Here is a 22,870-nt window from a genome sequence, read left to right on the forward strand (position 1 = left end):
GGAAAGGGGTAGTAACCCACCAGACCTGCTACCCCTTGGCAGCAGCTCACTAAACCTAAGTTAAACTTAAAACCAACAAAGCATGAAAAATACACTGATGCGGGTAAATACCCAAGAAGAACCAAGGCTGGTTGTCAGCCACCAAGAGGCAGACACACAGCGTACTGCCTCTCCGTTTATCGAAGCCAACACAGTTGCTGTCTCCCTGGCTGAGCTGCGCCAGGAGCACATCATCCCGGTTTATGTTAAGGATAATGAGCCCTTGGTTAGCCAAGCAGACTTTATCAGCACGGCACAAGAAGCGGTCGCAACGGTATTTCAGGATCAGCAGCTTCTGACCCCTCAGATACGCTGCAGCCACTCCATCAAGGGCAGAATCCCGGAGGCTAAAGACAAACCCGCTACACAGCTGCAGGACTGGGAGAAAACCTTGTACTATGAGCGCATGATGTTCCTGCTTGAGATTCCCTCCATTACAGACATAATAGACGGCAATACCCTTACACTAACTGTGGGAGGCGTCAAGGCCTATAACCTGGACAACCTCTACAACAAGAAGGGAGCGGCGGAGCATTTCAAGGTGTTCATCGGGTTCAACAACCAGGTCTGCACCAACCTATGTGTCAGGACAGACGGCTACCTGGCAGACCTGAAGGTGAGCAGCCTAGAGCAGCTGTATGTCGGCATTCGTCAGCTCATCAGCTCATATGACCAGCAGCTTCATTTAAAACAACTGCAATCATTAACTGAGCATGCGATCACAGAGCAGCAGTTCGCGCAATTATTAGGCCGTTGCCGCATGTACCAGCACCTTCCAACCGAAGAGAAAAAGCAAATCCCCCCATTGCTGTTCGGCGACACCCAACTAACCACTGTCTGCAAGGACTACTATAGGGACGCCAGCTTCTGCAAACAGGAAGACGGGAACATCAGCCTGTGGAGGCTTTATAACCTCATGACCGGAGCTAACAAGTCCACTTATATAGATCAGTTCCTAGACCGTTCAGTCAACGCGCTGGACTTTTCTGTCCAAGTGCAGGGAGGCCTGCAGGGGCACAGCGCCAGTTGGTATTTAAACTGAGAAGACTATGTGCGTTTTAGCATTCTATGCTACAGGGCATAGTAGGGTAGGCAGTAACTATTTGTGCTGTCAACCCTACTTCCTTTCCCTGTCGGCAAAAGCACTTAATTAATGTTAAGGAAAACAAGCTGTAGGAGGCACACTATAATGCTATCCCTTCCTAAAACTTTTCTGTAGTTACCAATGACCATTCCAATGAATTCCAGTTCTTCTCCTGAGGCCTGCAACTCTTATAGGCAAAGTGAGATAAAACCTTTACCTGTACGTCTCTGGTTAACTCACCGCTGAACAATGTGTCTGAAGTGTTGAGTTCTATATAATTAGGTGTAAATACACCAATTTTGATCTTAGAGCACTAGTTATCTTAAACCATGAAAGCAGGAGCTAAAGTATCGTGATGAGGTAATATTACAACCAAATATGTCACATGATTGTAGTATTGACCTGTACATGAACACAACTGAATGTAGGTCACGTAAAGACATTACAGCAAATGGCTGACACTTTATGAAGCTAATGATAATATGTTGGTTCTATGGCGGCGAGAGACTTTTTTACACCCAACTAAATAAGTGCTTAAAACAGCTTTATTCAAAGAGTTCAGAAACTGCAATATCAGTCTCATAATAGCTTTTGCTGTCGGAGTCATAGTAAGCATAGGTCATTCTTCTATTATCAGCAGTAAACGTTTCAGTCCCCTCCATACCCCCTTTAATAGAAAATCTTATTCTTGTGATTCTATTTGATTTTAATCTTTCAATTTCAGCTTTAGTAAAGCTATAAAGGGCTATACTTTTATTATTCACATGGTCTTTGATACCCTTATCAGTACATGTAATTATAGTTCCGTCACTTAAAAATACTGTTACCGTTCCTCCTATGTAATTGCTTTTAAATGGAACATCTATTGAAATCATTAAATAGCCTCCATTTGGTTGTTTAGCTATTGTAAATTCTGGGTCGCCTGTCCAGTAGTGACCATTCAGTTCAAAACTCCAAGAATTAGTAGCTTGATATTGATTATTACCCTTATAAATAAAATTTTGTGCTGAACCAATTGTACATAATATCAACATTAACAAAATAGTTGAAACTGATTTTTTCATTTCCCTAATAGTTTAAATTGGTATCAACAACCCTTTATATGCGAATCCCGCAGTCGATAGTTTGATTATTAAAAATTTAGAAGTGCATTTTTCTTGATATCTTTTACTTCTTGGTAATCTAAAGAGTAAAGTCCTTGAAGCTCAATAATCTCATTTTTACTTTCTATGAGTTTGAGAAGCAAAAACTCATGGCTATTGTATTCGAAAATTCTATAACCCACACTAGGCCAATAAATAGAAAATAGTTTTAAAAAATATACCTTCCCATTTAGAGAAAAGCTACTAGAACTATGGCTGTCATGGTTGAACAGCTTTTCCAAAATTTCTTTGTCAGTTGATAATAATTTCATCTTAGATGTAGTAAGTTTCTACCACCAAATATTTTTTGAAGTTTCCTCCCATTTTTCAGCTTTTTCTAATACCTCTTTTGCAAATGCTTTATCACCATTCCCAAAAGGGTCATCGTCATACGCTGAGAAGTATTTATTGCAGAAGGTCCATTTATTATCAACTAACCTAAACCATTGGGAAGTTCTTTTTATTTGAGATGCTACAGAGTAAGAGTATAATACTAAACATAAATCTGTGCCTTTAACTTCTATTTTTTCCTCTACTTTTAAAGTTCTTAAAATTTCATCGCGATGCTTATACCTAAAATACATGCCATCGTTTAAGAAGTAGTCTTTTTCAGGTACAATTCCATCTTTCAAAGAAGCCTCAATTGTTTCACTTGGAAGCTTAGTTACAAGAGTATCGCAACTAGCTAAGGCCAAGCTGAGTCCGAAGAATATCACAAGTAGATTCTTTTTCATTATTAATGTATTTTTAGAATTTGAGTTGCACACTACTGCATATCACACATAAAAATATACAGTTTATTATCATTTTATTAGTAAATAACAATTTAACTAACGAATATAGTATATATTATATAATATATACTATGATTTAATTGTTTCTCTTCTTGCCGATGTGGATTTCAAATTTAAAATGCAGCCGCTTACGTCTTTTCAGCTACACTTTTTGCGTTCTTATTTTGCGCAAACTCATCAAAGCCGTTTCATTTCTGTTTATGCCTACTTCTATTGTCATTCCGATTCTATCCCTAATTATTAGATAGCTTAGGTTAAGAAGGAATCAGACTTATTTAGAAAACCTAATAATTTGATGTTGTATTATTGAAGTTTATACAGATGTAAAAACTATTAGATATTAAAAACTTTAGTTTAGAGCTATAAGAGTTGTTGTAATTTTTACAGCTAATATCATCACTACATCCTTCCATAACATCAAATCAAATACAATTCACTACACATGGCAGATAGGAGAAAGTGCAACAGTCTGTTGAAGATAATGGACGAGCTTACAGGTAGTGAGCGCCAGTTAGCTTCAGAACGTAGAGCGTCCATACTTTGCTATTAAGCCTCATTAAACGCCGTTATTCAATTAGCCGGAGCAACTATTGCACTAATATTAGTATTATGCTATATTAGCTAACGTATTGTCTGTCATACCAATTAAACATCCTATGCCATTCTATTCGAAGATTAAGGATAAACGCACAGCAGAGGGGCTGCTGCGCCTCAAGCAGGGACTTGCTGAAGCGAAGATTCCTAAACGCACGGTCTCGGAGTCTGTGCTGCTTGCCACTTGGAACATCAGGGAGTTTGGCAAATCGAAGATGGGCCTTAGGACGGACGAGCCGCTTTACTACATCGCGGAGATCATAAATTCCTTTGACCTAGTGGCCGTGCAGGAGGTGCGCTCAGACCTCAGGCTCCTGAACAAGCTGATGGGCATATTAGGGGGCTGGTGGAAAGTTGTCCACACCGATGTCACCCTCGGCACACGCGGACACGATGAGCGGCTCACCTTTCTCTACGACAGCCGAAAGCTTTCCTTTGGTGGTTTGGCAGGTGAGATTGTGATTCCCCCTGTGGAGGAAAACCGCAAAACCTTATATCCCTCAAACCAATTGTACCGCACTCCGTTTTTAGTAGGCTTTAAGGCCGGCTGGTTTCGCTTCACTATTTGTGTAACTCACATCGTGTACGGAAAGAGCACCAGGAATGACCCTAACCGGGTGGAGGAAATCAGGGCACTTGCAGACCTCTTAGCAGGTCTAGCAAAGGATAAGGATGCCTGGGCGAAAAACATGATCCTGCTGGGTGACTTCAACATATTCAAGCCGGGTGACAAAACCATGGAGCAGCTTCTCAACGCAGGTTTCGTCATTCCGAAAAAGCTTCAAACTTTACCCTCCAATGTCTACGAGGATGTGGAGAAAGGCAAGCACTACGATCAAATCGCTTTTATCTCCCCACAGATGGAAGACAAGCTGGAACTGTGCAAGGCTGGAGTGTTCAATTACTACAACTACGTCTACAGGATGGAGGATGAGGGGGGATACGGGGATACGATGGGGCAGAAATACAAGGACAGGGAAGCCGCCGAAAGGAGCAAGTATTACAAGAACTGGCGCACCTTCCAAATGTCCGACCACTTGCCGATGTGGATTGAACTAGGGATTGATGACAGCGAAAGTTACCTGAAAAATAAGATAAACTGGCTTTAAATCGCACCCATGTGCCTCCTGTAGCTCAATGCCTTTAACAAACAACTTTCTAAGGCTTCTACGAGGAGTAAGCCATAATAAATAGAACCCTACTGAAACGAACAGATACATGAGAACAAAAATACTTTTAGCCCTACTAGTTACTTTCTTTACTTATCAGGTCAATGCACAAGCCCCTAAAGGACAAGGAATTAAGGCTTTCCTGACGGCCTCGCTGCTCAACAAGAACGTGTACAAAACAAAGGACAAGCTGGAAGTGAGTCCGGTGTATGCTAAGAAGACGGGCGTGAGTCTGGAGGCTTTTGACGTAAGGGATTCTTACATTGTTACTCCGAAGATGTCTCCCAACCCTGGCAGCTTTATCAGGTACAAAGAGCTGAAAAGCGAAGGAGGGTACACCTATATCAAGTTGCTTCCCGGGCTGGCCTATGAGGGCAACAAAATCGTCCGTGCCGGCGATAGGGCGGACCCCGAAATTGCCAACCTAGTCTTCAGAGTCAAAGATGATGCCCTTTCCCCCGCAACGCATTATCTGGCCAGTTCCGGTATTTTAGGCAAGTTATTGACGGTGCCGCTGAAGCTGAGAAAAGAGGAGTTCAACGACGGCAATGTCGTGCTACAGGGCACTCCTTCCATCATGTATGCCTTCGGCTGGAAGCTGAAACTCGGCAACCACCCGTACAAATCCAGTTACATCAGCATTATTCCTTATGCTATTGGAATAAGCGCACAAAAGCACTTTTCTGTAAAAGACTCGGATGCCCCATACCCGCAGAACTTGGGTGAGAAGACAGATGAGTTTGCCCTAACCTACTATGCGGGTGGATTGGCCTTAGAGTTTGACAATTTCAACGTGGGGCTGTTTTGGGGGAAAGACCGCATGTTTGGGGACCGTGACAATTGGGTGTACCAAAAGAAAGGATGGGTGGGAGTAGGCCTAGGCTATGATTTGTTTAAGTAAATAAAATCCTTGTAAACCTTGTAAAGTTTAGAAACCCCACCACTTACGATGGAGCTCCCAAACTTATGTTACAAACTTTATAAGGTTTACAAGGTTTCTTGCTTTACTTTTTCGTAAAACCCGTAGGCCGAGCCCCCTTCATCATCTGGATACTTGAGTAATTTTTTGTCTATTAGCTTTTTAAGGTAATTGCCACAAGCGGAGGGAGAAATTTTATGCTTTTCCGCGATTGCAATCGCCTCCTTCCGTTGAAACTTTGGCGGCAACAGCTCATACAGTTTGTACGCACCTCTATCCTGAACTGGGATTACCTTACCCTCCGTAAACCTGGAGTAGAGGAACGAGGCGTGCTCTCTGAATACCCCAGCCAGTGCCATGGCAGTTTTGAAGTCAATGTCTGAACATGTTACTTCTTCTGCCTTGTTCTCTTCTTCCGCCTTTCGCAGCGTCGTCAGGATCATGGCAATCCTGAAGGTGATGACCCCCAATCTATAAACAATCATATCTGCATCATCGCCATAAACAGCGACTGTTTCATCTACCCATTTTTCATATTGCTCGTCGAACTGCTGCTCCTGCTCAGGGCTTAGAGAAAACAGGGTAGGATTTGCCTCTGCAAACACTATTGCCGTAAAGGCCTCCTCCTCCATGTTAATGAAGTATTCTGTTTTTCTAGATTGCTGAGATTTATCCGATAACCTTTTCCACTTAGACGCTTGCGAAAAAAGGTAAAAACAAAAGCGACTGAATAATCCGTTCTCAATAGAGGAGACAAGCGGCAGTACCTGCTCAGGGGTTCCCGTCGTGCCGATTGATAAGCGCGGCCTTTCAATTTCCAGGACCTCATTCATCGCCTTACGGGCTACACTAACTGTTTCATGATGAAAAGCTTTTCTGAATATCGCATCATGCCCCCCATGCTCTTTGCGCAGGTTATTTGAGATGCTGTCAGCCTCTGTTTCACATATGACCCCTTTGCCGCCGTTATCTACCATGCGTTGCATAAGCGCAGCACTCGTAATATCTCCTGGTAAAAACCCCATTTTGAACGGCGGCGCAAGCAGATCTTTCCCCTCCTGTCCATTATTTTTTTTTGATTCCCGTAGCTGACGGTAATACTCCTTGACTAATGCCCTGCTCTCTTCAAATAGAAGCCGATGCATTTTCATACCATAAACTTTTGCATACTTGAAGGCAGATTTTCCGCTAGAGGCCGGAGCAACCACAAAAGCATTAATGTTGGGGTGCAACTTCTCTCCCTGGTAATACCCATATGTTTTGTCCAGAAAACCACTTAAAACAACGAGTCCACCAATTAAAAACACATCTTTCTCCCTTGCGCTTTTAAATGCCTCTGTGCCCTTCTTTAGCAGCCCTGGCAACGTATCGTAGATCTCAGTGGGGAAAGTAGGTAATTCGGCTAACAAATGTGAAATACTTGACAATGGATTCTTAAACTGTCTCATTACGCACGCTCCCTTCCGACTGTGGTTGAAGCTGCATTCTGGATCGTGGGAACCGTTCGCTTTGGGTTGCGCTGCATCCAGGCATCCAATGCCAGCCTATTGAAATAGAGCATTTTCCCATTCGGACAAAAATGCTCGATCGCCCTTGCACTAGTAAGTTTATAAAGAAAACTGGAGCTGACCCCCATGTACTCACACGCCTCTTTAAAATTCAGGACGGGCTTTAAATAATTGTTTTGTTTTGATAGTGTCTGCTCAATGGCATTTAGTTTTTCAACCAGAATTTCGATTGTCATTAACTGTAGTGTTTTGTCATGTTATTGGATGTATTCTAACTTATTGTTTAAATATATTTTCATACCCCTATAACATGAGCAAACCGGATGCTGTTCTGTAAAATTTTGGTTACGTAAAACATTTTAACAGCAACAGCCCCGCAACCCCATGTAAACGCCTTAACTACAACATGTTATACAAATGAATACATTCACAAAAACCTGGCTTACTCTTTCCCTTTTGCAAAAGCTGTTAAATTCTTGAGATACTGGCGCTTTGTTTCATCTTCAAAACTATCCAGGTAGTGTTGCGTGGTCTTTTCGCTGGAATGGCCTAAAGATTCAGAAATAAGTGCGGTGGGTGCCCCTGACCTTTTGAGAACAGTAGAAAACGAGTGCCTGGCTGTGTAGGTTGTTACATCCTTCTCAAGTTTAAGCGCCTTGGTTATGCGCTGCATGTACTTGTTTATCGTCTTGGTGGCCTGCTTCACCTTTGCTAGTTCCTGCTCTGGTGTTAACCCGGGGGTAAGTATGGGGAAGATGTAGGATTCAGGTATCGGTGGCTTATTACCCCATTTTTGTATGATTTCCTCTGCTTCACGCAGCAATGATACGGTAATGTTCTTTTGCTTCTGCCGGGTAGAGCGCGCTGTCTTGGACCGAACAAACGTAATGGTTTCTTTTTCCACCTGCTTATAGGTGAGCCTGGCCATGTCCTTCACGTTCATGCCGCTGCACAGGTAGGAGAACAGCCACAAGTCCCTGTTTCTGGCCTCACTCTCTGTTGCAGGAGCATAATCAAAAATCTTCTGGATGTCTTTCAGGCCGAGCGCCTTTTTTACGTTCACGCCGGAGGGAATCTGGTACTTCCGTTTCCCAAAAGGGTACAGCTCCAAGGGCACCTCACCGGAGGCAATGGCCTCGTTGAACAAAGCGCGGAGCGGGCGCAGGTAAATGCCCACGGTGGTGCTAGAGCGACCCTCCTGTACCATCCACTCCTCGTAGCTCTCCAGGAAGTCAGACGTAACACGGGAGAAAGGCAACGGTACTGTCTTGTCCTTCTCTTCCTCTAACAGGATTGTAATCTGCTTCTTTGTCATCCCTTTCCTCGACGTAGAAGCCTTTCCGCTGACAAATCCCCTAAGGGAATTTCGGGCACTCTCATAGTTATCTGCCGTAGCGGCCCTTCCTGCTTTTCGGAGCCTGGCAATGGCCGTATCAAAGGCAGAGAACACCTCGTTGGGAGATCCGTTCCGCTGCAGGCGTCTTTCAAACTCCTCGAATGAGAAGCTCAGGAGCTTTTCAATGACCTTGGCGGCTTTCTGCTCCTGGTCCTGTAGTTCCAGCTTGACATCCTTCAAATCCCGTCCTGGTCGTGCGGAGTTCATCTTCTCGAACTCTTCTCTAGACATGTTAATGCCCGTGGGATAGTACTTCTGCTTCCGCTGATAGGTTACCCGTAGCTTTATGGGATATGAACCGTCTTTTAAAGCCCTTCGGGTATCGAGGATAATTTGTGTGAAGGCGTCCTGCATGCTGTTTTCACCGTTAGAATTTGCATACAATTTGCATACAAACTATGATAAAACCTACCAAAAAAGGTAAAAACAAGTTAAATCATATTCCATAATATACTGACATACAGTACATAAGAAAATATTTGCAAACAAGTGACAAATCACGCCTGTGACTGTTAATCAGGGGGTCCCTGGTTCGAGCCCAGGAGGGGGAGCAAAAGCCACTCAGCAATGAGTGGCTTTTTTGTTTTAAGCACTTTTATCAGTACACTTTGAAGCATACTGTAGCTTTGTGGTCAAAGTATAAAAATCAGGCAACCAGCCACTGGTAAGCCTGTTCCTCGTCGGTAAAAAACCTAAATTCAAACCCCTCTACTTTATTTTTGGGCAGGTTATTTAATTTATCTTGCAAGCTCAGAGAGTCAAGAAGCAACAAACTGTTAGGTGTCTCAACCCTGGCGTATCTTAAAACAGACGAGTCTATCAAAGCCGGAATAAACTCGTTAAACAGCCACTTTGCATCCTGAATTGTAGTATATTATGTTGCTTTGGCGTTTCCCAGCCATCTTTTTGGCTTAAACCTATCAATCAGCTTAAGCAGCATCAGAAATTTCTCTTTCAGGATATCTCCCTCCAGGTGGCACTTCCAGAAAACATATATCATAGATGTTTTCTCATGCATTTCTACCCTGTAAAACTGGTCATCTGCTACAAGTATACTATCATCTTTATCACTCATTATAATTTAAAATAGGTTTTTAAAACTCAGGGTACTTAATAAATATAACCATTTTAAACCCCACATACAACCCTTTACCATTTTAATATAGCGAATTATAAATACTATATACTCCACGACAACACACTGTATCGCCTGGGATAACCTGCACTAATCTTAACCCGGTGGCATATTTCTCTTGCTTAAAACCCCTTATAGTGGGCGCTACTTAACCTTTTATGCGCAAATACAGTAATATTAGATATGGCAATATCTTCATATAAGAGCGCTAATACATTGCTTCTTACCATGCAAGCTGCCTTTTAACCATAAAATCTAAAACTATGAAAAACATAAGAGTATATTTAATGGCCCTGCTTGTGCTGCTAACCTTTACACTTAGCAGTTGCGAGTTGGTAGGTGACATTTTTGAAGCCGGCATGTGGACAGCACTTATCATTATTGTAATAATTGTACTGATCGTTACCTGGCTGTTCCGGAAAATAAGAAGATAACAAAAATAAAAAAGGAGCTATATAGCTCCTTTTTTATACTTTAATTTTCTACCTGGATTTTTTCGGCATAGTGCCAAGTATATAATCCCAAAGCGGCGACGAAACGCCATAAGCAACTTCAGAATCTTTGTAGTGGTGTATGCTGTGATGTATCCAAAGCTGCTTCAGGAAATTTTTTGGCGGCGCATATGCATGTACCACATAGTGCACAAAAAGGTAAATAGCATAGCCAAACAGAATACCGGCTACCACTCCAAATACATACTTCCCAAATAGCAACTCAAAAACAAAGAAGAAAACAGTAGCATAAAGTATACTTACTACCGGCGGCATGGCCAGTCTCTTTTTATCTTTTGGGTACTCGTGATGGTTACCGTGGAAAACATACTGCACACGCGCTTTAAAAGGCGTATCGGTATCCATATGGAAAACATAGCGGTGCGCCAGGTACTCGAGCAGGGTAAAGATTATCCATCCCAGAAAAAAGAAGCCGATTGCCTGCACCAGGTTAATAAAACTATGCACCAGGCCATAGTATAGCATGCCTATGGCGATCAGGATAAAAATAGAAATGGGAAGGGCGATGTGCGTCCTTGTCATCTTTTCAAGAATCGGGTTCTCGAACAGCTGGGCACGTCCTTTGTGATTGGGTTTCATAGTAGAATTTCGCTGAACGTATTAATGCTGCGAAACCATTTATTTTCTTAAAAGAATTAAATAGTTTGCCACATCTGTATAAATATATAACGCGGCTGTTTACTTATGGTTGAGCAATTGCGCTAATTGATCAACAGATATGGCACTGCTCTCCATCTTATACTTTGCCTGCTCGTAAAACTGAATTCTGTGCGCTAAGGTTTTAGCTAAAAACAAATTAATTTCTTCGCTGGATTTGCTGGCCAGTAGCGGCCTGATTTTCAGATTGGTGGATATAAGCCTGCGCGCTATCTCTCTGGTGGGCACGGCTAAGAAGATTGTTTCGCCGTGTTGGTTCATATAATTTATATTGTCGAAAAAACAGGGAGTACCACCGCCTGTTGCAATAACAGCCTGCCTGTACTCTTGCACCACAGCCTGTAAGGCGGCACGTTCCAGTTCTCTGAAATGCGTCTCCCCTTGCTCTTCAAAAATAGCGGCTATGGTTCTTTGCTCCCGTTGTTCTATATAATCATCCAGGTCCACGAAAGTATAGCCTAACTGCTGCGCCAGTTGCTTGCCCAGCGTAGACTTGCCGCTTCCCATCATGCCAAGTAAAAAGATTAACATCTTCCGGACTCTGAGTTAATAAAGTATAGCCTCCTGATCCACGGCTAAAGTGTGGAGCTATTACCTATAACAATTATCTATTAGCAATCAAAGCATTCACCTCTTCTATAGTTGGCGTGTCGTTGTAGTGCCACTTTCCTTTTACTACGCCATCCTGTAGCAGCAGTGTACCCGGGTTAGAACGCATGATGGTTTTGATTACGGTGCCGTCGCCGAAGTAATAGGGCACAGCCAGATTTACTTCGTGGCGAAACGCTTCAAAATCCTGGCTACTGCTGCTGGTTACTGCCATTGGGGTTATGCCCTGTTGTTCTGCAGCCTGCACCAGTTTGTTTATTTCCTCAAAAGACGTACGATCTGCTTTGGCTACACCCTGCACCAGTACAAGCAATTTGTTGCCGGTTAATACTTCCTGGGTAAAATCGCCCTGCTCGTTCCAAACGTTAAAGTCCGTAATTTTCGGTCCGTCTTCCGGGTTAATGGCTACCATCTGCTTAAAAGTATAGCTCTGGTCGGTTGGGTACTCTTCAAACTCCTGCTCCTCGCCGTTCTTTACCATAATATACTTATACTTTAGCGGTGCAGAGGGCTTCATAAGGGCTGGAATATTGTTACCTACTTTGTAAGCCCTAAAGTCTACGTAAGGCAGGTGCTCGTAAGCATACCAGCCAATACCCACCGAGATTACAGCGGTAAGGGCAGTTGCAATAGCGCCGGCTTTCTGGCTAATAAATGGCTGCAGGTAGCGCTGCGTCATCAGCAGGATCACGATCATCACCAGTAGCACAATGTCTTTTGTAAACGACTCCCAGGGCGTAAGTTTAATCGCATCGCCGAAACAGCCGCAGTCTGTCACCTTGTTAAAGTATGCCGAATAAAACGTCAGGAAGGTGAAGAAAACGATCATCGCCAGCAATGCAATCAGTACTCCTTTTAGCTTCCAGCGCACCAGCAAAGCAACGCCCAGCACTATCTCTGCCGCACTTAGCACTATGGACAGGAACAGCGAGTAAGGCTCAAAAGCTTTAAAGAAAGGCGCAATATCAGTAGAGAATACCTCGAAGTACTCTTCCAGTTTAATGGCTGTACCAACCGGGTCGTTTATTTTGATCAGGCCTGAGAAGATGAACAGCACGCCCACAAAGAGCCAGCAAAATTTGCTTATGTATTTCATAATTTACCTCCCCCTGCCCCCTCCTAAAAACAGGAGGGGGCTAGGTATAGCTTTTAAAGTTTATACTTCAGTAAAATGATATCTAAATCTTAAAGTAAAATCTGGCGCCGGTATCCAACCGGTGAAGCAATGTGTACAAGAGTCTCCAGACTCGCTTATACCTGGTGAGTATCCAACCACCCCTAACCCCTCCTTATCCAAGGCGGGGAATTCTGCTGCTACGCTAGCTTAAGTATAAGCGCTGTAGCTTTTGCTTAACCCCCCTTCCACCAAAATCCTTAACAGGATGACAAGAGGGAAAAGGTGCTACTGCAATGATAGACAAAATAGTAAGTATAAATTCCCCGCCTTGGATAAGGAGGGGTTAGGGGTGGTTGGACCCCAGGCTATACTTTACCTACTTCACCGGCTCCGCAAACCCCGACTTGATCAGCGCAAACACGGCGTAATTGATCATGTCGCGGTAGTTGGCCTCTACTCCTTCCGAGATCAGCGTCTGCCCCTCGTTATCTTCAATCTGCTTGGTGCGGTACAACTTCATTAGGATGATATCCGTTATCGAACTCACACGCATGTCGCGCCAGGCCTCGCCGTAATCGTGGTTTTTGGCAGTGAGCAGTTTAATATTCTCCTCAATATGGTGCGTGTACTCCCGCTCCACCTCGTCAGCCGACAAGCTTATCGGAGCATCGGCAGGCAGATTCAGCTGCATCAGGGCTATCACGCAATAGTTGATAATGCCTACAAACTCCCCATTGATATCATCCTCTACCAGCTGTTTTCCTTTTTCCTGAATCGAGCGGATGCGCTGCGCCTTTATAAATATCTGATCGGTGATGGAAGGCACACGCAGCACACGCCAGGCGGTACCGTAGTCTTTGGTTTTCTTTACAAAAGTATCTTTGCAGCGGTTTACAACGCTATTATATTCCTGGAGTGTTTGGCTAATCAACTTTTTAGATTTAATTTTAAAACGATAGACTGAAATGCCACCATTGAATTCGAAAGATAAGCTTTTTCATAAAAAAAGTACACTTAACTGCTGCGGAAATATCCTCTCTCTGAGTACTCCGCAGGTTATGGGCATTCTTAACATTACCCCAGATTCTTTTTATGCCGGCAGCAGACTAAGCTCTACAGCAGAAGCCGTAGCCCGCGCCGAAGCTATGCTAACCGATGGCGCTGACATGTTGGACATAGGCGGTTATTCCAGCCGGCCTGGCGCTGACGATGTGTCGGAGCAGGAAGAACTGGATCGTGTTGTGCCTGTTATAGAGGCCATACACAACGCTTTGCCAGAGGCTATTCTTTCTATAGATACTTTCAGAGCTAATGTAGCCGCTGCTGCCGTACATGCCGGGGCTGCTATTGTAAACGATATTTCCGGCGGAAACTTGGATGAGGCGATGTTCGGGACTGTAGCTAAACTGCAGGTACCTTACATCTTAATGCACATGCGTGGAACACCACAAACCATGACAACGTTGGCTAAGTATGATGATGTGGCAACAGAGGTAATTGATGAGCTACAGGTGCAGGTGGCAAAGCTACAGAGGCTTGGTGTGAAAGATATTATACTTGACCCCGGCTTTGGCTTTGCCAAATCTATAGAACACAATTTTGAATTGCTGCGTCGTATGGATGAATTGCGTATCTTAGGGCTGCCCATACTTGCCGGGCTTTCGCGCAAATCCATGGTATATAAGTCGCTGGGTATAAACCAGGCCGACGCGCTTACAGGCACAATAGCCGTTAACACCATTGCGTTGATGAAAGGAGCCGACATTTTGCGGGTACACGACGTAAAAGAGACAAAACAGACAATACAACTTTACACGAAAACATTACTTTGATATTTTTATTCAGCATAGGGTTCTTAGAAATAGAGATGCTCGATATTATCGACATCCTGCTCGTAACGGTGCTATTATACCAGTTGTACAAGCTCCTGACGGGTAGTGTGGCGCTCAAGATTTTCCTGGGTCTGCTTTCTATTTACTTGCTATACCTGGTAGTGCGCGCCGCCGGTATGGAGTTGCTGAGTATCATACTTGGGCAGTTTATGGGCGTGGGTGTACTGGCCGCTATTATACTTTTCCAGCCCGAGATCCGGCGTTTCCTTCTGCTTATCGGTAAAACCACAGCTTTTAATAACGATCGTTTTTTCCGTAGTTTTCCATGGCGGCGCGAACAGACAGATAAACTTAGCCTTACGCCTTTTATAGAAGCAGCTAAATCGCTGGCTGGTAAAAACACAGGTGCTTTGATCGTGTTCACCAAAAGCTCAGAGCTGAAATATTACGCTGAATCCGGAGATTTGATTGATGCCGTTATCTCTAAGCGTTTGCTGGTATCTATCTTCAATAAAAACAGTCCGCTGCACGATGGAGCTGTAATTATCTCAGGCAACCGCATTAAGGCAGCCCGCTGTATACTTCCGGTTTCGGAGAACCAGGAAATTCCGGCCTCTATGGGTTTGCGCCACCGTGCGGCCATCGGTTTAACAGAGATTACGGACAGTGTGGTATTGGTAGTATCGGAAGAAACCGGCCAGATTGCCCTGGTACGAAACGGCGAAGTATACCGAAACCTTTCCTCATCAGACCTGCGCGTTAAGCTAAACCAGTTCCTGTTCGATACAGACCAGCGCACGTCAACAGCAACTGCAGCACCCGAAAAATCAGTAAGCGCGGCCTAGACCACAGGTTAATAGGACCGCAGATTAAAGGAGATTAAGTTGATTTATAGGATTTCTGTCTCGCCTTAGAGTTATACTTCTACTGAGATCACGGTTTAACTATTCTTTATTTTCTAACTTAAACAAAAAAGACGCAAAATATTGCGTCTCTACATAAAACCTCTTGAGTAATCTCACGAATCAGTCAAATCTCTTTAATCTGCGACCCTCTCTAATCACCGGTCTTTTTATTCCAGAAGTACCAATAGGCTGCAGGCCCAAATACAGGTAGTATCCAAAGCAACAACATCCAGTTAAGGCGCTGGGTTAAAGTATGGTTCGATCTGAAAATAAGGTGGAATATACTTAGCAACACTACCAGGTAATTGGCAAGTATAAGTATAACTACAAGGGGATATCTGGCAAATAGTTGCTCCATATGGTATGCTGTTTTAGAATAGCATTTCGCTTACGAACCACATCAGGTAAAGCAGAGCCGGCGCTACAAATAAAAGTATGTTGCCCAGGTTTGTGCGTGTCCAGTGCGGGTTAAGCAGCATACTAATGTAAGCCTCTGCAGACAATAGTATAGAGAAGTAGAACGTGATCTGCATTAAAGTATACACAATATTTGCCTCGCCGCGTATGCTTGCCGTTGCATAAGCCAGAAACGAGATTACCAGCCACGATAGTACAGTACCCAACAGCAACTGCCCCGGTTTTATCTTAATATTGTTCATGCGTTATACTTTCCCAGTTGTTTAGACGACAATATACAAAAAATAAGAAAAGCCACTCCCTTACCGGAAGTGGCCTTTTTACTAATGCAAAGTATAAACTCTTACTTCAGCACCCCTAGCTCTCTACCAACCTCAGTAAAGGCGGCGATACACTTATCAAGGTGCTCTTTGTCGTGCACGGCAGAGATCTGCACACGAATACGCGCCTGGCCTTTTGGTACTACAGGATAGTAGAAACCAATTACGTAAATGCCTTTGTCAAGCATGCGGGCAGCGAACTCCTGTGCAAGCGGCGCTTCGTACAGCATTACCGGTACAATCGGGTGATCGCCTGGCTTTATATCGAAACCGGCCTCTGTGATTTTCTCACGGAAGTATTTGGTGTTCCACTCCAGTTTATCGCGCAGCTCGGTAGTAGAGCTAAGCAGGTCAAGCACAGCTATGGAAGCGCCAACTATAGACGGAGCCAGTGAATTAGAGAACAGGTAAGGGCGCGAACGCTGGCGCAGCATATCAATGATCTCTTTGTGACCAGAGGTAAAACCACCCATGGCGCCTCCCAGTGCCTTACCCAAGGTACCTGTAATGATATCAATCTTGCCCATTACATTGCGGTACTCATGCGTACCACGGCCTGTTTTGCCTAAGAAACCAGAGCTGTGGCACTCATCAATCATGATCAGGGCTTTATACTTTTCGGCCAGTTCAACAATTTTATCCAGCTGCGCAATGGTACCATCCATCGAGAAAGAACCGTCGGTTACGATAATGCGGTGCTTGGTGTTAGCGTTTACAGCCTCCTGTAGTTTAGCCTCCAGGTCAGCCATGTCGTTGTGGTTGTAACGGAAGCGCTGCGCCTTACACAAACGAACCCCGTCTATAATAGAAGCATGGTTAAGAGCATCAGAGATAATAGCAGAATCTGCATCAAAAAGAGGCTCAAATACACCACCGTTGGCATCAAAAGCAGCAGCATAAAGTATAGTATCTTCTGTGCCCAGGAACTCCGATATCTTACGCTCCAGTTCTTTGTGGATATCCTGTGTACCGCAAATAAAGCGCACCGAACTCATGCCATAACCATGCGTGTCGATAGCCTCTTTAGCAGCCTCGATCACACGTGGGTGTGCAGAAAGACCAAGGTAGTTGTTGGCGCAGAAGTTTAGCACATGGTGCTGTTGTGTTGTATCAATATCAGCGCCCTGCGGAGTGGTGATAATACGCTCTTGCTTAAACAAACCTGCCTCTTTGATTTCGGCAAGCTGCTGCTCTAAGTCTGGTTTTAAAGTTTCGTACATAGTCTCGTTTGTTCTTATCCGTTTATCGTTGTTCGATTTAATATAAGTATAAATTTAAGCCCCCGTAGCCTCTCCGCCTTCGTTTGTTTTTGGTGGTGGCCTGCGAATGATGGGGCGTGGCCTGGGTGGTTTAGGTTTTTCTTCTTCGCCTGGTGCTGGTGCTTCTGGCTTTGGTTCCTGTGGTTCAGGAGTAGCATCTGATTTACCAGTGACTTGAGCCGGAGAAACAGGCCGCTTTATTACAGGTCGTGGCCTTGGTGTTGCCGGCTTTTGGTCTGGTTGCTCAGTAGGTTCCATAGCAGCTGGTGCAACAATTTTATCTTCCTGCTTTGCCCCCTCTTCGGTTGCTGGTTTCTGCAGTGCAACCGGCCGCTTTATTACCGGCCTCGGGCGCGGTGCAGGTTTAGGAACCTCTTCAGTAGTACCCGCCGCCGGACTTGCATCAGTTACCGGTGGCTGTTCCTCAGTAGGTTTTTGCAGTGCAGCTGGTCGTTTTATAACAGGCCGTGGCCGTGGTGTGGCAGGTGAAGTTGCTTTATCTTCTTCTGCTGCTGGCTTAGTTGCAGGCGCTTCCTCATTTACCGCTGGCGTTTCTGGCTTTTGCAGCGCAGCCGGCCTTTTTATAACAGGGCGCGGCCTGGCTTGTTTAGCGTCTTCGCTGGCAGCTGGCTTCGGTTGTTCATCAGTTGCAGTTGGTTTGCCGATAACAGGCCGCTTGATAACTGGTCTCGGCTTGGCTGGAGTTGCCCCTTGCTCTGTACTTGACTTTTCCTCCGCACTTTCTTCTTTCTTAGGCAAAGCTGCCGGCCTGCGCACAACAGGCCTTGGCTTAGGCGTAGAAATTTCTGCACCAGATGTTTCCTGTGGAACAGTAGGTTGCGCAGGGGTACTATCTACACTAGCAGCAGTTGGAGTACCTGCGGCAGGCGAAACTGCTCTTCTGGCTGCAGGCCTTGGTGCTGCGGTGGCAGGCGCTGTTTTTGGCACATCCTCTTCGGCCAGGTGGAAGCGCAGGCGTATGTTATTCAGCTGCATCTTAACAGCCACCAAAAAACTGTTGGGGTGCATTTGCGCATACATCTCCTGCCAGGCCGCAAAGCGAACAGGGTCACCGGCTTCGAAAGCCGATTTGTTTATCCGTTTTTTTATCAGGTACTCTTCGTAGGTCATTTCTGCGCCTGGCTTGCAACTATTACGGCAAAGTTACGGGCTTCATACTTAAAAACAGTCTTTTACGCTTAAAATGCAGCTGCAGGCTTAACAAATATAAGAAAATACGGCTCCTGAAACAGCTGTACATTATTTATACTTTACTCTTATATTATCTCTTTATTAAATCTGTGGCTGGCTATTTCAGGCTCCAGAAACCCAACATACCTTTGTGCCAAGGTTAGTAATAGGTTAGTTAAATTAGTGAGTAAAACGAAGGTGTTGGCCCAAAGCTAATACCTTTGCTTTTTTGTGATATAGCTACCTTTACCCTTATTTTCTGTTAGCTCCCTGCCATTACTGGTGCTTATACTTTCACTATTGCCTTGAATTCGGTTACTTTGTGTAACGAATTTTTATTTATATATGGCAAACACAACTGACACAATATTGGTGATAGGTGCCTGCGGGCAACTCGGCTCTGAGCTTACGCTGGAGCTGCGTAATATGTATGGGGGAGCAAATGTAGTAGCGGCAGATATTGCGGCACCAAAACAAGCCGATTTGCGCGATTCAGGTCCTTTCGAAAAAATTGATGTACTGAACCTGAAAGCAATGGGTGAGTTAGCCTCTAAGTATAAATTCAAGCAGATCTACCACCTGGCGGCTGTGCTGTCGGCCACTGGCGAGAAAAACCCGAAGTTTGCCTGGCAGTTAAACATGGACGGCCTGTTTAACGTGCTTGACCTTGCCCTGGAGCAGAAAGTAGAAAAAATATACTGGCCAAGCTCTATTGCAGTTTTCGGACCAAACACACCACGACAGAACACACCGCAGCACACCATCATGGACCCAAATACGGTGTATGGTATCAGTAAACAGGCTGGTGAGCGCTGGTGCGAGTATTACTTTGAAAAGTATGGCCTTGATGTGCGCAGCCTGCGTTACCCTGGCCTTATCGGCTATAAAGCATTGCCTGGCGGCGGCACTACCGATTATGCTGTAGATATCTATCACAAGGCGCTAGAGGACGCAAAATTTGAGTGCTTCCTGAGCGAAGACACTTACCTGCCGATGATGTACATGCCAGATGCGCTAAAAGCTACCCTGGACCTGATGCACGCCCCAGCCGAGCAGGTGAAGGTGCGCAGTTCATATAACCTCAGCGCGATAAGCTTCTCGCCCAAAGATATAACTGCCTCTATTCAAAAGCACATTCCTGAATTTGAGATAACTTATAAGCCAGACTCACGCCAGCAAATTGCCGACTCGTGGCCACAAAGTATAGACGACAGCGCCGCCCAGCAGGATTGGGGCTGGAAACCAGCTTACAACCTGGATGCCATGACAGCCGATATGCTCCTGAACCTAAAGAAAATGAAAGAGGAGCACGCTGTAGGACAGTAAGTAAAAAAAACAAGTATAAGTACAAAGTATAAGGCGGTGCAAATGCACCGCCTTTTTTTATGGCCTCCCTTTAAAAAGCTGTATGCTAAAGTATAAAATAACCGCTGTGTTTATGTTTAATGCGTATGTACATATTGTTTAACGAGAGTTCCAAATAGCACAGCCTATACCTGTGCCTCATACACTAATAGCAGTAAAGTATAAATTATGAATATCCTGGAGTGCGACGACAACCATTTAAGGCAGTTGATTTTTGAGAAAGAAAAAGTTATAGTAAAGTTTATTGATGAGACCTGCCCCATTTGCCAGCGCCTTGCCCCTACTTTTACAAAACTAGCCTCTCAACCTTTATACAGCGATGTTACCTTTGTACGCATGCACGCCAGCCAAAACCCGGTTTCCAGCAAAGAGGTTAAACAAAAAGGCACACCATTTTTTGCCACTTATCTGAATGGCACTCTTCAGGAGTGTGGCTTGTTATCATCTGAAGAAGAAATAAAGCAGCTGCTGCAAAGGCTTAATTAGCTAATTCACAAAATTTTGCAGCGCTGTCGCAGCATACTATAGTTCATATCAAAACAGTATGGTAACTTGCGCCGCTTTTTAAATCAGGCAAAACACGTGAAGAAAATAACACTCCCTTTTATCAGCTCTATACTTTTAGTTACAGTATTAAGCTTTACCCAATCAGGCTGTTCCAGCACCGATAAGCTGAACACATCGGCACCGGCCACAGCGGCTACAACTGCCCCGGTATACAGGCCACAACTATCATCCATCTCGGTTCCTATCTCCATCTCTATTGCGGCGATGGAAGAAAAGCTGAATAACGAAGTTAAAGGCATTTTATACAAAGACACTAACTTGGATGATGACAACGTAGCCGTAACGGTTTCGAAGAATGGCCGCATGAGCATCCGCGCAGAGAAAGACAAAGTATACTTTAGTGTGCCTTTGCGCATTTACGCCAAAGGCCGCTGGAAGTGGGACCCCTGCAAGCTTTGCCCTGCTATTGACAAAACCGAAGACACGACCTTCGACATGATCATTAAAACTGAAAGCCGGATTGGCCTGACTGATGACTATAAAATAAACACCATCACCAGCGGCGATTTTGAGTGGGGCAACACCAAGCCTGTTCTGGAACTGGGTCCGCTTAAAATTGGCCTGGCTCGCTTTGTTGAGCCTGCACTGCGCGGCCAGATGGCTACCTTATCCAAACAACTGGATAAAGAACTGCAAAGCCATCTTGACATGAAAAAATATGTAGCCGATGCCTGGCAGATGATTCAGCAGCCAGTAAAGCTGGACGATGGCATGAATGCCTGGCTTACCGTAATACCCAAAGAAGTACGCATAGCACCACTTAACGCACAAAACGGCACCCTAAACACACGCTTGGGTATTACCTCTTATATATCGGTAACTACAGACGGCAAGCCGCAGACACAGATAAACAAAGCACTGCCTAAGCTGATTGTAGACAGCCGACTTAGTGAGGATATACAGATAGGACTTACCACAACCATACCTTATGCCCATGTCAGCAAAATGATACAGACGCAGGTTGCCAAACAGACCTATAAGTTTGACGGTGGCAAAAGTGAAATTACCGTTAACGATGCTACTGTAACTCCTGGCGGCGAACAGCTGATTATGATGCTGGATGTTAACGGCAAAACAAAGGCAGGCATGTTTACTAAAAAGATTGTTGGTAAAGTATACTTGCGCGGCACGCCCTACTATGACGCCCAAACAGCTTCCATTAAAGTGCGTGATGTAGACTATGACCTGGACACAAAGGACAAACTGTTGAGCACGGCCAGCTGGCTCGCCAAGAATAAGTTTATAGACATGATTCAGGCGCAGGTAAACATACCAGTGCAAAGCCAATTAGACGATGCCAAAAAGATGCTGCAGAATACACTGGATAAGCAGGGCCGAGTACATGAGTCGCTGCTGCTGCGCGGAAGTATAAAACACATTACACCGGATAACATTTACCTGACCCAGGATGGCATTAAAGCTGTTGTTAACGCAAAAGGCACGCTTACGGCAACGGTGGATAAGCTGTAGTTATTTCTGGACAAAGACTTTTTGATAAAAGACAAAGGACTTATTCCTACATGGGAGAGTCCTTTGTCTTTTATCATATAATCCTTAGTCAAAAGATTAAAGTTTCTCTATCGGCTTAGGGCTGTTAAATACTTTATCAGGCACGGTGGTTGGGGCAGCAATATGTGTTAGCCTAAAGTCGCTTTGGGGATTGCTGCGGTTGCTGGCCAGTTTTATACTTCCGTAGGTTTGGTAGTCGTTCCAGTGGCGGGTAAAGGCTGGCTCGGCATCGTTATAGTTGCGGTAAAATGCCCATTGGGTAACTAAGCCATCTTTTTTATCAACCCAGAGTTTATACTTATTCTGCGGCGTTAGACCTACATTCTCAAAGGTCATCTGCAATACATCAGCCTTAGCACCGTCCATGGTAGTTTCTTCGCCGATATATTTTAAAGTTACTCCGGGATCCTGCAGTTTAAAGGGCATTACCAGCCAGTAGGAGTTGTTTATCCAGAGGGCGTAGGCCCGGTCCAGCAGCTTTTGCTTTTCTTCGGGGTTTTGTAGTTCCTGCCCTGCCACGTATACTTTGCCATCTTTTGTTTGTGTGTCTATAATCGCTACCAAACTGTCTTTCTCCCACCTGAAACGGTTCTGGTGCTTGTCCCAAACCTGATACTGGTTGTTAAAAGTCCAGGCAAGGTAGCGGGTATCATTCCAGGCTTTTTCACCGCCCATGTTCTTCATCACGTTGTCGGCTATACTTTTTGCTTCCGAATCAGTGGTTTGTGCCTTTAACAAGGCAAATGGCAACATAAGCAGGCATAGCATAAGTATGCCCCGGAACTCTCTATTATATGGCATCAGTCTAGGATTAAATACAGGTATAAATT

The 22,870-nt window shown here is 44.6% G+C and carries 25 protein-coding genes; 9 read left to right on the forward strand and 16 right to left on the reverse strand.

The window, feature by feature from the left end; genetic code table 11:
* The first annotated feature begins 82 nt into the window (after positions 1-82).
* Positions 83-1,081 (forward strand): DUF3871 family protein, encoded by a 999-nt coding sequence (locus tag K0O23_RS02920; RefSeq protein WP_246596895.1) that lies wholly within the window; start codon positions 83-85, stop codon positions 1,079-1,081.
* 587 nt (positions 1,082-1,668) lie between these two features.
* On the opposite strand, the gene K0O23_RS02925 is transcribed toward K0O23_RS02920, so the two are convergent.
* The 3 genes from K0O23_RS02925 to K0O23_RS02935 form a co-directional block, all read right to left on the reverse strand.
* Positions 1,669-2,187 (reverse strand): hypothetical protein, encoded by a 519-nt coding sequence (locus tag K0O23_RS02925; protein ID WP_219875898.1) that lies wholly within the window; start codon positions 2,185-2,187, stop codon positions 1,669-1,671.
* A 68-nt stretch (positions 2,188-2,255) separates the two neighbouring features.
* A complete protein-coding gene (locus K0O23_RS02930; protein WP_219875899.1) occupies positions 2,256-2,537 on the reverse strand; it encodes a hypothetical protein in 282 nt (93 codons plus the stop codon).
* A gap of 18 nt (positions 2,538-2,555) precedes the next feature.
* Entirely contained in the window at positions 2,556-2,999 is a 444-nt protein-coding gene (locus K0O23_RS02935) for a hypothetical protein (protein ID WP_219875900.1), read from the reverse strand.
* A gap of 716 nt (positions 3,000-3,715) precedes the next feature.
* On the opposite strand from K0O23_RS02935, the gene K0O23_RS02940 reads away from it, so the two are divergent.
* Positions 3,716-4,762: an endonuclease/exonuclease/phosphatase family protein gene (locus tag K0O23_RS02940; protein ID WP_219875901.1), complete on the forward strand. Its 1,047-nt coding sequence runs from the start codon at positions 3,716-3,718 to the stop codon at positions 4,760-4,762.
* Between the two features lie 109 nt (positions 4,763-4,871).
* Complete coding sequence (locus K0O23_RS02945) at positions 4,872-5,723, forward strand: hypothetical protein (RefSeq protein ID WP_219875902.1); 852 nt, start codon at positions 4,872-4,874, stop codon at positions 5,721-5,723.
* Between the two features lie 86 nt (positions 5,724-5,809).
* Here the strand turns inward: K0O23_RS02945 and K0O23_RS02950 are convergent, their stop codons facing one another.
* From K0O23_RS02950 to K0O23_RS02965, 4 genes are all read right to left on the reverse strand, one after another.
* Positions 5,810-7,189, reverse strand: a complete 1,380-nt coding sequence (locus K0O23_RS02950; protein WP_219875903.1) for a DUF3987 domain-containing protein — start codon at positions 7,187-7,189, stop codon at positions 5,810-5,812.
* On the reverse strand, positions 7,189-7,485 hold the full coding sequence (locus K0O23_RS02955) for a helix-turn-helix domain-containing protein (protein ID WP_219875904.1): 297 nt from the start codon (positions 7,483-7,485) through the stop codon (positions 7,189-7,191). Before K0O23_RS02955 ends, K0O23_RS02950 begins: the two co-directional genes overlap by 1 nt.
* A gap of 206 nt (positions 7,486-7,691) precedes the next feature.
* Positions 7,692-8,999, reverse strand: coding sequence for a site-specific integrase (locus K0O23_RS02960; RefSeq protein ID WP_219875905.1), 1,308 nt, complete (start codon positions 8,997-8,999; stop codon positions 7,692-7,694).
* 520 nt (positions 9,000-9,519) lie between these two features.
* Positions 9,520-9,720 (reverse strand): hypothetical protein, encoded by a 201-nt coding sequence (locus K0O23_RS02965; protein ID WP_219875906.1) that lies wholly within the window; start codon positions 9,718-9,720, stop codon positions 9,520-9,522.
* 323 nt (positions 9,721-10,043) lie between these two features.
* Between K0O23_RS02965 and K0O23_RS02970 the strand changes: the two genes are divergently transcribed.
* Positions 10,044-10,214, forward strand: a complete 171-nt coding sequence (locus tag K0O23_RS02970; protein WP_219875907.1) for a hypothetical protein — start codon at positions 10,044-10,046, stop codon at positions 10,212-10,214.
* Positions 10,215-10,262: 48 nt separating this feature from the next.
* Here K0O23_RS02970 and K0O23_RS02975 read toward each other — a convergent pair whose 3' ends face one another.
* The 4 genes from K0O23_RS02975 to K0O23_RS02990 all read right to left on the reverse strand — a co-directional run bounded on the left by K0O23_RS02975 (position 10,263) and on the right by K0O23_RS02990 (position 13,606).
* Complete coding sequence (locus K0O23_RS02975) at positions 10,263-10,871, reverse strand: sterol desaturase family protein (protein WP_219875908.1); 609 nt, start codon at positions 10,869-10,871, stop codon at positions 10,263-10,265.
* Positions 10,872-10,970: 99 nt separating this feature from the next.
* On the reverse strand, positions 10,971-11,480 hold the full coding sequence (locus K0O23_RS02980; RefSeq protein ID WP_219875909.1) for a shikimate kinase: 510 nt from the start codon (positions 11,478-11,480) through the stop codon (positions 10,971-10,973).
* Positions 11,481-11,553: 73 nt separating this feature from the next.
* The gene (locus K0O23_RS02985; RefSeq protein WP_219875910.1) at positions 11,554-12,654 is read right to left on the reverse strand and encodes a BT_3928 family protein; all 1,101 of its coding nucleotides are present in this window, start codon (positions 12,652-12,654) and stop codon (positions 11,554-11,556) included.
* A 397-nt stretch (positions 12,655-13,051) separates the two neighbouring features.
* A complete protein-coding gene (locus tag K0O23_RS02990; protein ID WP_219875911.1) occupies positions 13,052-13,606 on the reverse strand; it encodes a DUF1599 domain-containing protein in 555 nt (184 codons plus the stop codon).
* Positions 13,607-13,640: 34 nt separating this feature from the next.
* Between K0O23_RS02990 and folP the strand changes: the two genes are divergently transcribed.
* Both folP and cdaA read left to right on the forward strand, forming a co-directional pair.
* On the forward strand, positions 13,641-14,507 hold the full coding sequence (folP, locus tag K0O23_RS02995; protein ID WP_219875912.1) for a dihydropteroate synthase: 867 nt from the start codon (positions 13,641-13,643) through the stop codon (positions 14,505-14,507).
* Positions 14,504-15,352 carry a diadenylate cyclase CdaA gene (gene cdaA, locus K0O23_RS03000; RefSeq protein WP_219875913.1) on the forward strand — a complete coding sequence of 283 codons (849 nt, stop codon included), beginning with the start codon at positions 14,504-14,506 and terminating at the stop codon, positions 15,350-15,352. Before folP ends, cdaA begins: the two co-directional genes overlap by 4 nt.
* Positions 15,353-15,563: 211 nt before the next feature.
* On the opposite strand, the gene K0O23_RS03005 is transcribed toward cdaA, so the two are convergent.
* The 4 genes from K0O23_RS03005 to K0O23_RS03020 form a co-directional block, all read right to left on the reverse strand.
* Entirely contained in the window at positions 15,564-15,770 is a 207-nt protein-coding gene (locus K0O23_RS03005) for a PLDc N-terminal domain-containing protein (RefSeq protein ID WP_219875914.1), read from the reverse strand.
* A gap of 13 nt (positions 15,771-15,783) precedes the next feature.
* Positions 15,784-16,071 carry a hypothetical protein gene (locus K0O23_RS03010; protein WP_219875915.1) on the reverse strand — a complete coding sequence of 96 codons (288 nt, stop codon included), beginning with the start codon at positions 16,069-16,071 and terminating at the stop codon, positions 15,784-15,786.
* A gap of 101 nt (positions 16,072-16,172) precedes the next feature.
* On the reverse strand, positions 16,173-17,369 hold the full coding sequence (kbl, locus tag K0O23_RS03015; RefSeq protein ID WP_219875916.1) for a glycine C-acetyltransferase: 1,197 nt from the start codon (positions 17,367-17,369) through the stop codon (positions 16,173-16,175).
* Between the two features lie 54 nt (positions 17,370-17,423).
* Positions 17,424-18,539, reverse strand: coding sequence for a hypothetical protein (locus K0O23_RS03020; protein WP_219875917.1), 1,116 nt, complete (start codon positions 18,537-18,539; stop codon positions 17,424-17,426).
* Between the two features lie 405 nt (positions 18,540-18,944).
* On the opposite strand from K0O23_RS03020, the gene K0O23_RS03025 reads away from it, so the two are divergent.
* The 3 genes from K0O23_RS03025 to K0O23_RS03035 all read left to right on the forward strand — a co-directional run bounded on the left by K0O23_RS03025 (position 18,945) and on the right by K0O23_RS03035 (position 22,001).
* Positions 18,945-19,925, forward strand: coding sequence for an NAD-dependent epimerase/dehydratase family protein (locus tag K0O23_RS03025; protein ID WP_219875918.1), 981 nt, complete (start codon positions 18,945-18,947; stop codon positions 19,923-19,925).
* Positions 19,926-20,132: 207 nt separating this feature from the next.
* Positions 20,133-20,450 carry a thioredoxin family protein gene (locus tag K0O23_RS03030; protein ID WP_219875919.1) on the forward strand — a complete coding sequence of 106 codons (318 nt, stop codon included), beginning with the start codon at positions 20,133-20,135 and terminating at the stop codon, positions 20,448-20,450.
* A gap of 96 nt (positions 20,451-20,546) precedes the next feature.
* Entirely contained in the window at positions 20,547-22,001 is a 1,455-nt protein-coding gene (locus K0O23_RS03035; protein WP_219875920.1) for a DUF4403 family protein, read from the forward strand.
* Positions 22,002-22,097: 96 nt separating this feature from the next.
* On the opposite strand, the gene K0O23_RS03040 is transcribed toward K0O23_RS03035, so the two are convergent.
* Positions 22,098-22,841 (reverse strand): hypothetical protein, encoded by a 744-nt coding sequence (locus tag K0O23_RS03040; protein WP_219875921.1) that lies wholly within the window; start codon positions 22,839-22,841, stop codon positions 22,098-22,100.
* Positions 22,842-22,870: the final 29 nt, after the last annotated feature.

It is taken from the genome of Pontibacter aydingkolensis (assembly GCF_019443125.1).
GTDB lineage: Bacteria > Bacteroidota > Bacteroidia > Cytophagales > Hymenobacteraceae > Pontibacter > Pontibacter aydingkolensis.

What these genes read in the sequence shown, in the direction of transcription:
- K0O23_RS02920 (WP_246596895.1), top strand. Translation starts at nt 83, where the DNA reads ATGAAAAATACACTGATGCGGGTAAATACCCAAGAAGAACCAAGGCTG.
- K0O23_RS02925 (WP_219875898.1), bottom strand. Translation starts at nt 2,187, where the DNA reads ATGAAAAAATCAGTTTCAACTATTTTGTTAATGTTGATATTATGTACA.
- K0O23_RS02930 (WP_219875899.1), bottom strand. Translation starts at nt 2,537, where the DNA reads ATGAAATTATTATCAACTGACAAAGAAATTTTGGAAAAGCTGTTCAAC.
- K0O23_RS02935 (WP_219875900.1), bottom strand. Translation starts at nt 2,999, where the DNA reads ATGAAAAAGAATCTACTTGTGATATTCTTCGGACTCAGCTTGGCCTTA.
- K0O23_RS02940 (WP_219875901.1), top strand. Translation starts at nt 3,716, where the DNA reads ATGCCATTCTATTCGAAGATTAAGGATAAACGCACAGCAGAGGGGCTG.
- K0O23_RS02945 (WP_219875902.1), top strand. Translation starts at nt 4,872, where the DNA reads ATGAGAACAAAAATACTTTTAGCCCTACTAGTTACTTTCTTTACTTAT.
- K0O23_RS02950 (WP_219875903.1), bottom strand. Translation starts at nt 7,189, where the DNA reads ATGAGACAGTTTAAGAATCCATTGTCAAGTATTTCACATTTGTTAGCC.
- K0O23_RS02955 (WP_219875904.1), bottom strand. Translation starts at nt 7,485, where the DNA reads ATGACAATCGAAATTCTGGTTGAAAAACTAAATGCCATTGAGCAGACA.
- K0O23_RS02960 (WP_219875905.1), bottom strand. Translation starts at nt 8,999, where the DNA reads ATGCAGGACGCCTTCACACAAATTATCCTCGATACCCGAAGGGCTTTA.
- K0O23_RS02965 (WP_219875906.1), bottom strand. Translation starts at nt 9,720, where the DNA reads ATGAGTGATAAAGATGATAGTATACTTGTAGCAGATGACCAGTTTTAC.
- K0O23_RS02970 (WP_219875907.1), top strand. Translation starts at nt 10,044, where the DNA reads ATGAAAAACATAAGAGTATATTTAATGGCCCTGCTTGTGCTGCTAACC.
- K0O23_RS02975 (WP_219875908.1), bottom strand. Translation starts at nt 10,871, where the DNA reads ATGAAACCCAATCACAAAGGACGTGCCCAGCTGTTCGAGAACCCGATT.
- K0O23_RS02980 (WP_219875909.1), bottom strand. Translation starts at nt 11,480, where the DNA reads ATGTTAATCTTTTTACTTGGCATGATGGGAAGCGGCAAGTCTACGCTG.
- K0O23_RS02985 (WP_219875910.1), bottom strand. Translation starts at nt 12,654, where the DNA reads ATGAAATACATAAGCAAATTTTGCTGGCTCTTTGTGGGCGTGCTGTTC.
- folP (WP_219875912.1), top strand. Translation starts at nt 13,641, where the DNA reads ATGCCACCATTGAATTCGAAAGATAAGCTTTTTCATAAAAAAAGTACA.
- K0O23_RS03005 (WP_219875914.1), bottom strand. Translation starts at nt 15,770, where the DNA reads ATGGAGCAACTATTTGCCAGATATCCCCTTGTAGTTATACTTATACTT.
- K0O23_RS03010 (WP_219875915.1), bottom strand. Translation starts at nt 16,071, where the DNA reads ATGAACAATATTAAGATAAAACCGGGGCAGTTGCTGTTGGGTACTGTA.
- kbl (WP_219875916.1), bottom strand. Translation starts at nt 17,369, where the DNA reads ATGTACGAAACTTTAAAACCAGACTTAGAGCAGCAGCTTGCCGAAATC.
- K0O23_RS03020 (WP_219875917.1), bottom strand. Translation starts at nt 18,539, where the DNA reads ATGACCTACGAAGAGTACCTGATAAAAAAACGGATAAACAAATCGGCT.
- K0O23_RS03025 (WP_219875918.1), top strand. Translation starts at nt 18,945, where the DNA reads ATGGCAAACACAACTGACACAATATTGGTGATAGGTGCCTGCGGGCAA.
- K0O23_RS03030 (WP_219875919.1), top strand. Translation starts at nt 20,133, where the DNA reads ATGAATATCCTGGAGTGCGACGACAACCATTTAAGGCAGTTGATTTTT.
- K0O23_RS03040 (WP_219875921.1), bottom strand. Translation starts at nt 22,841, where the DNA reads ATGCCATATAATAGAGAGTTCCGGGGCATACTTATGCTATGCCTGCTT.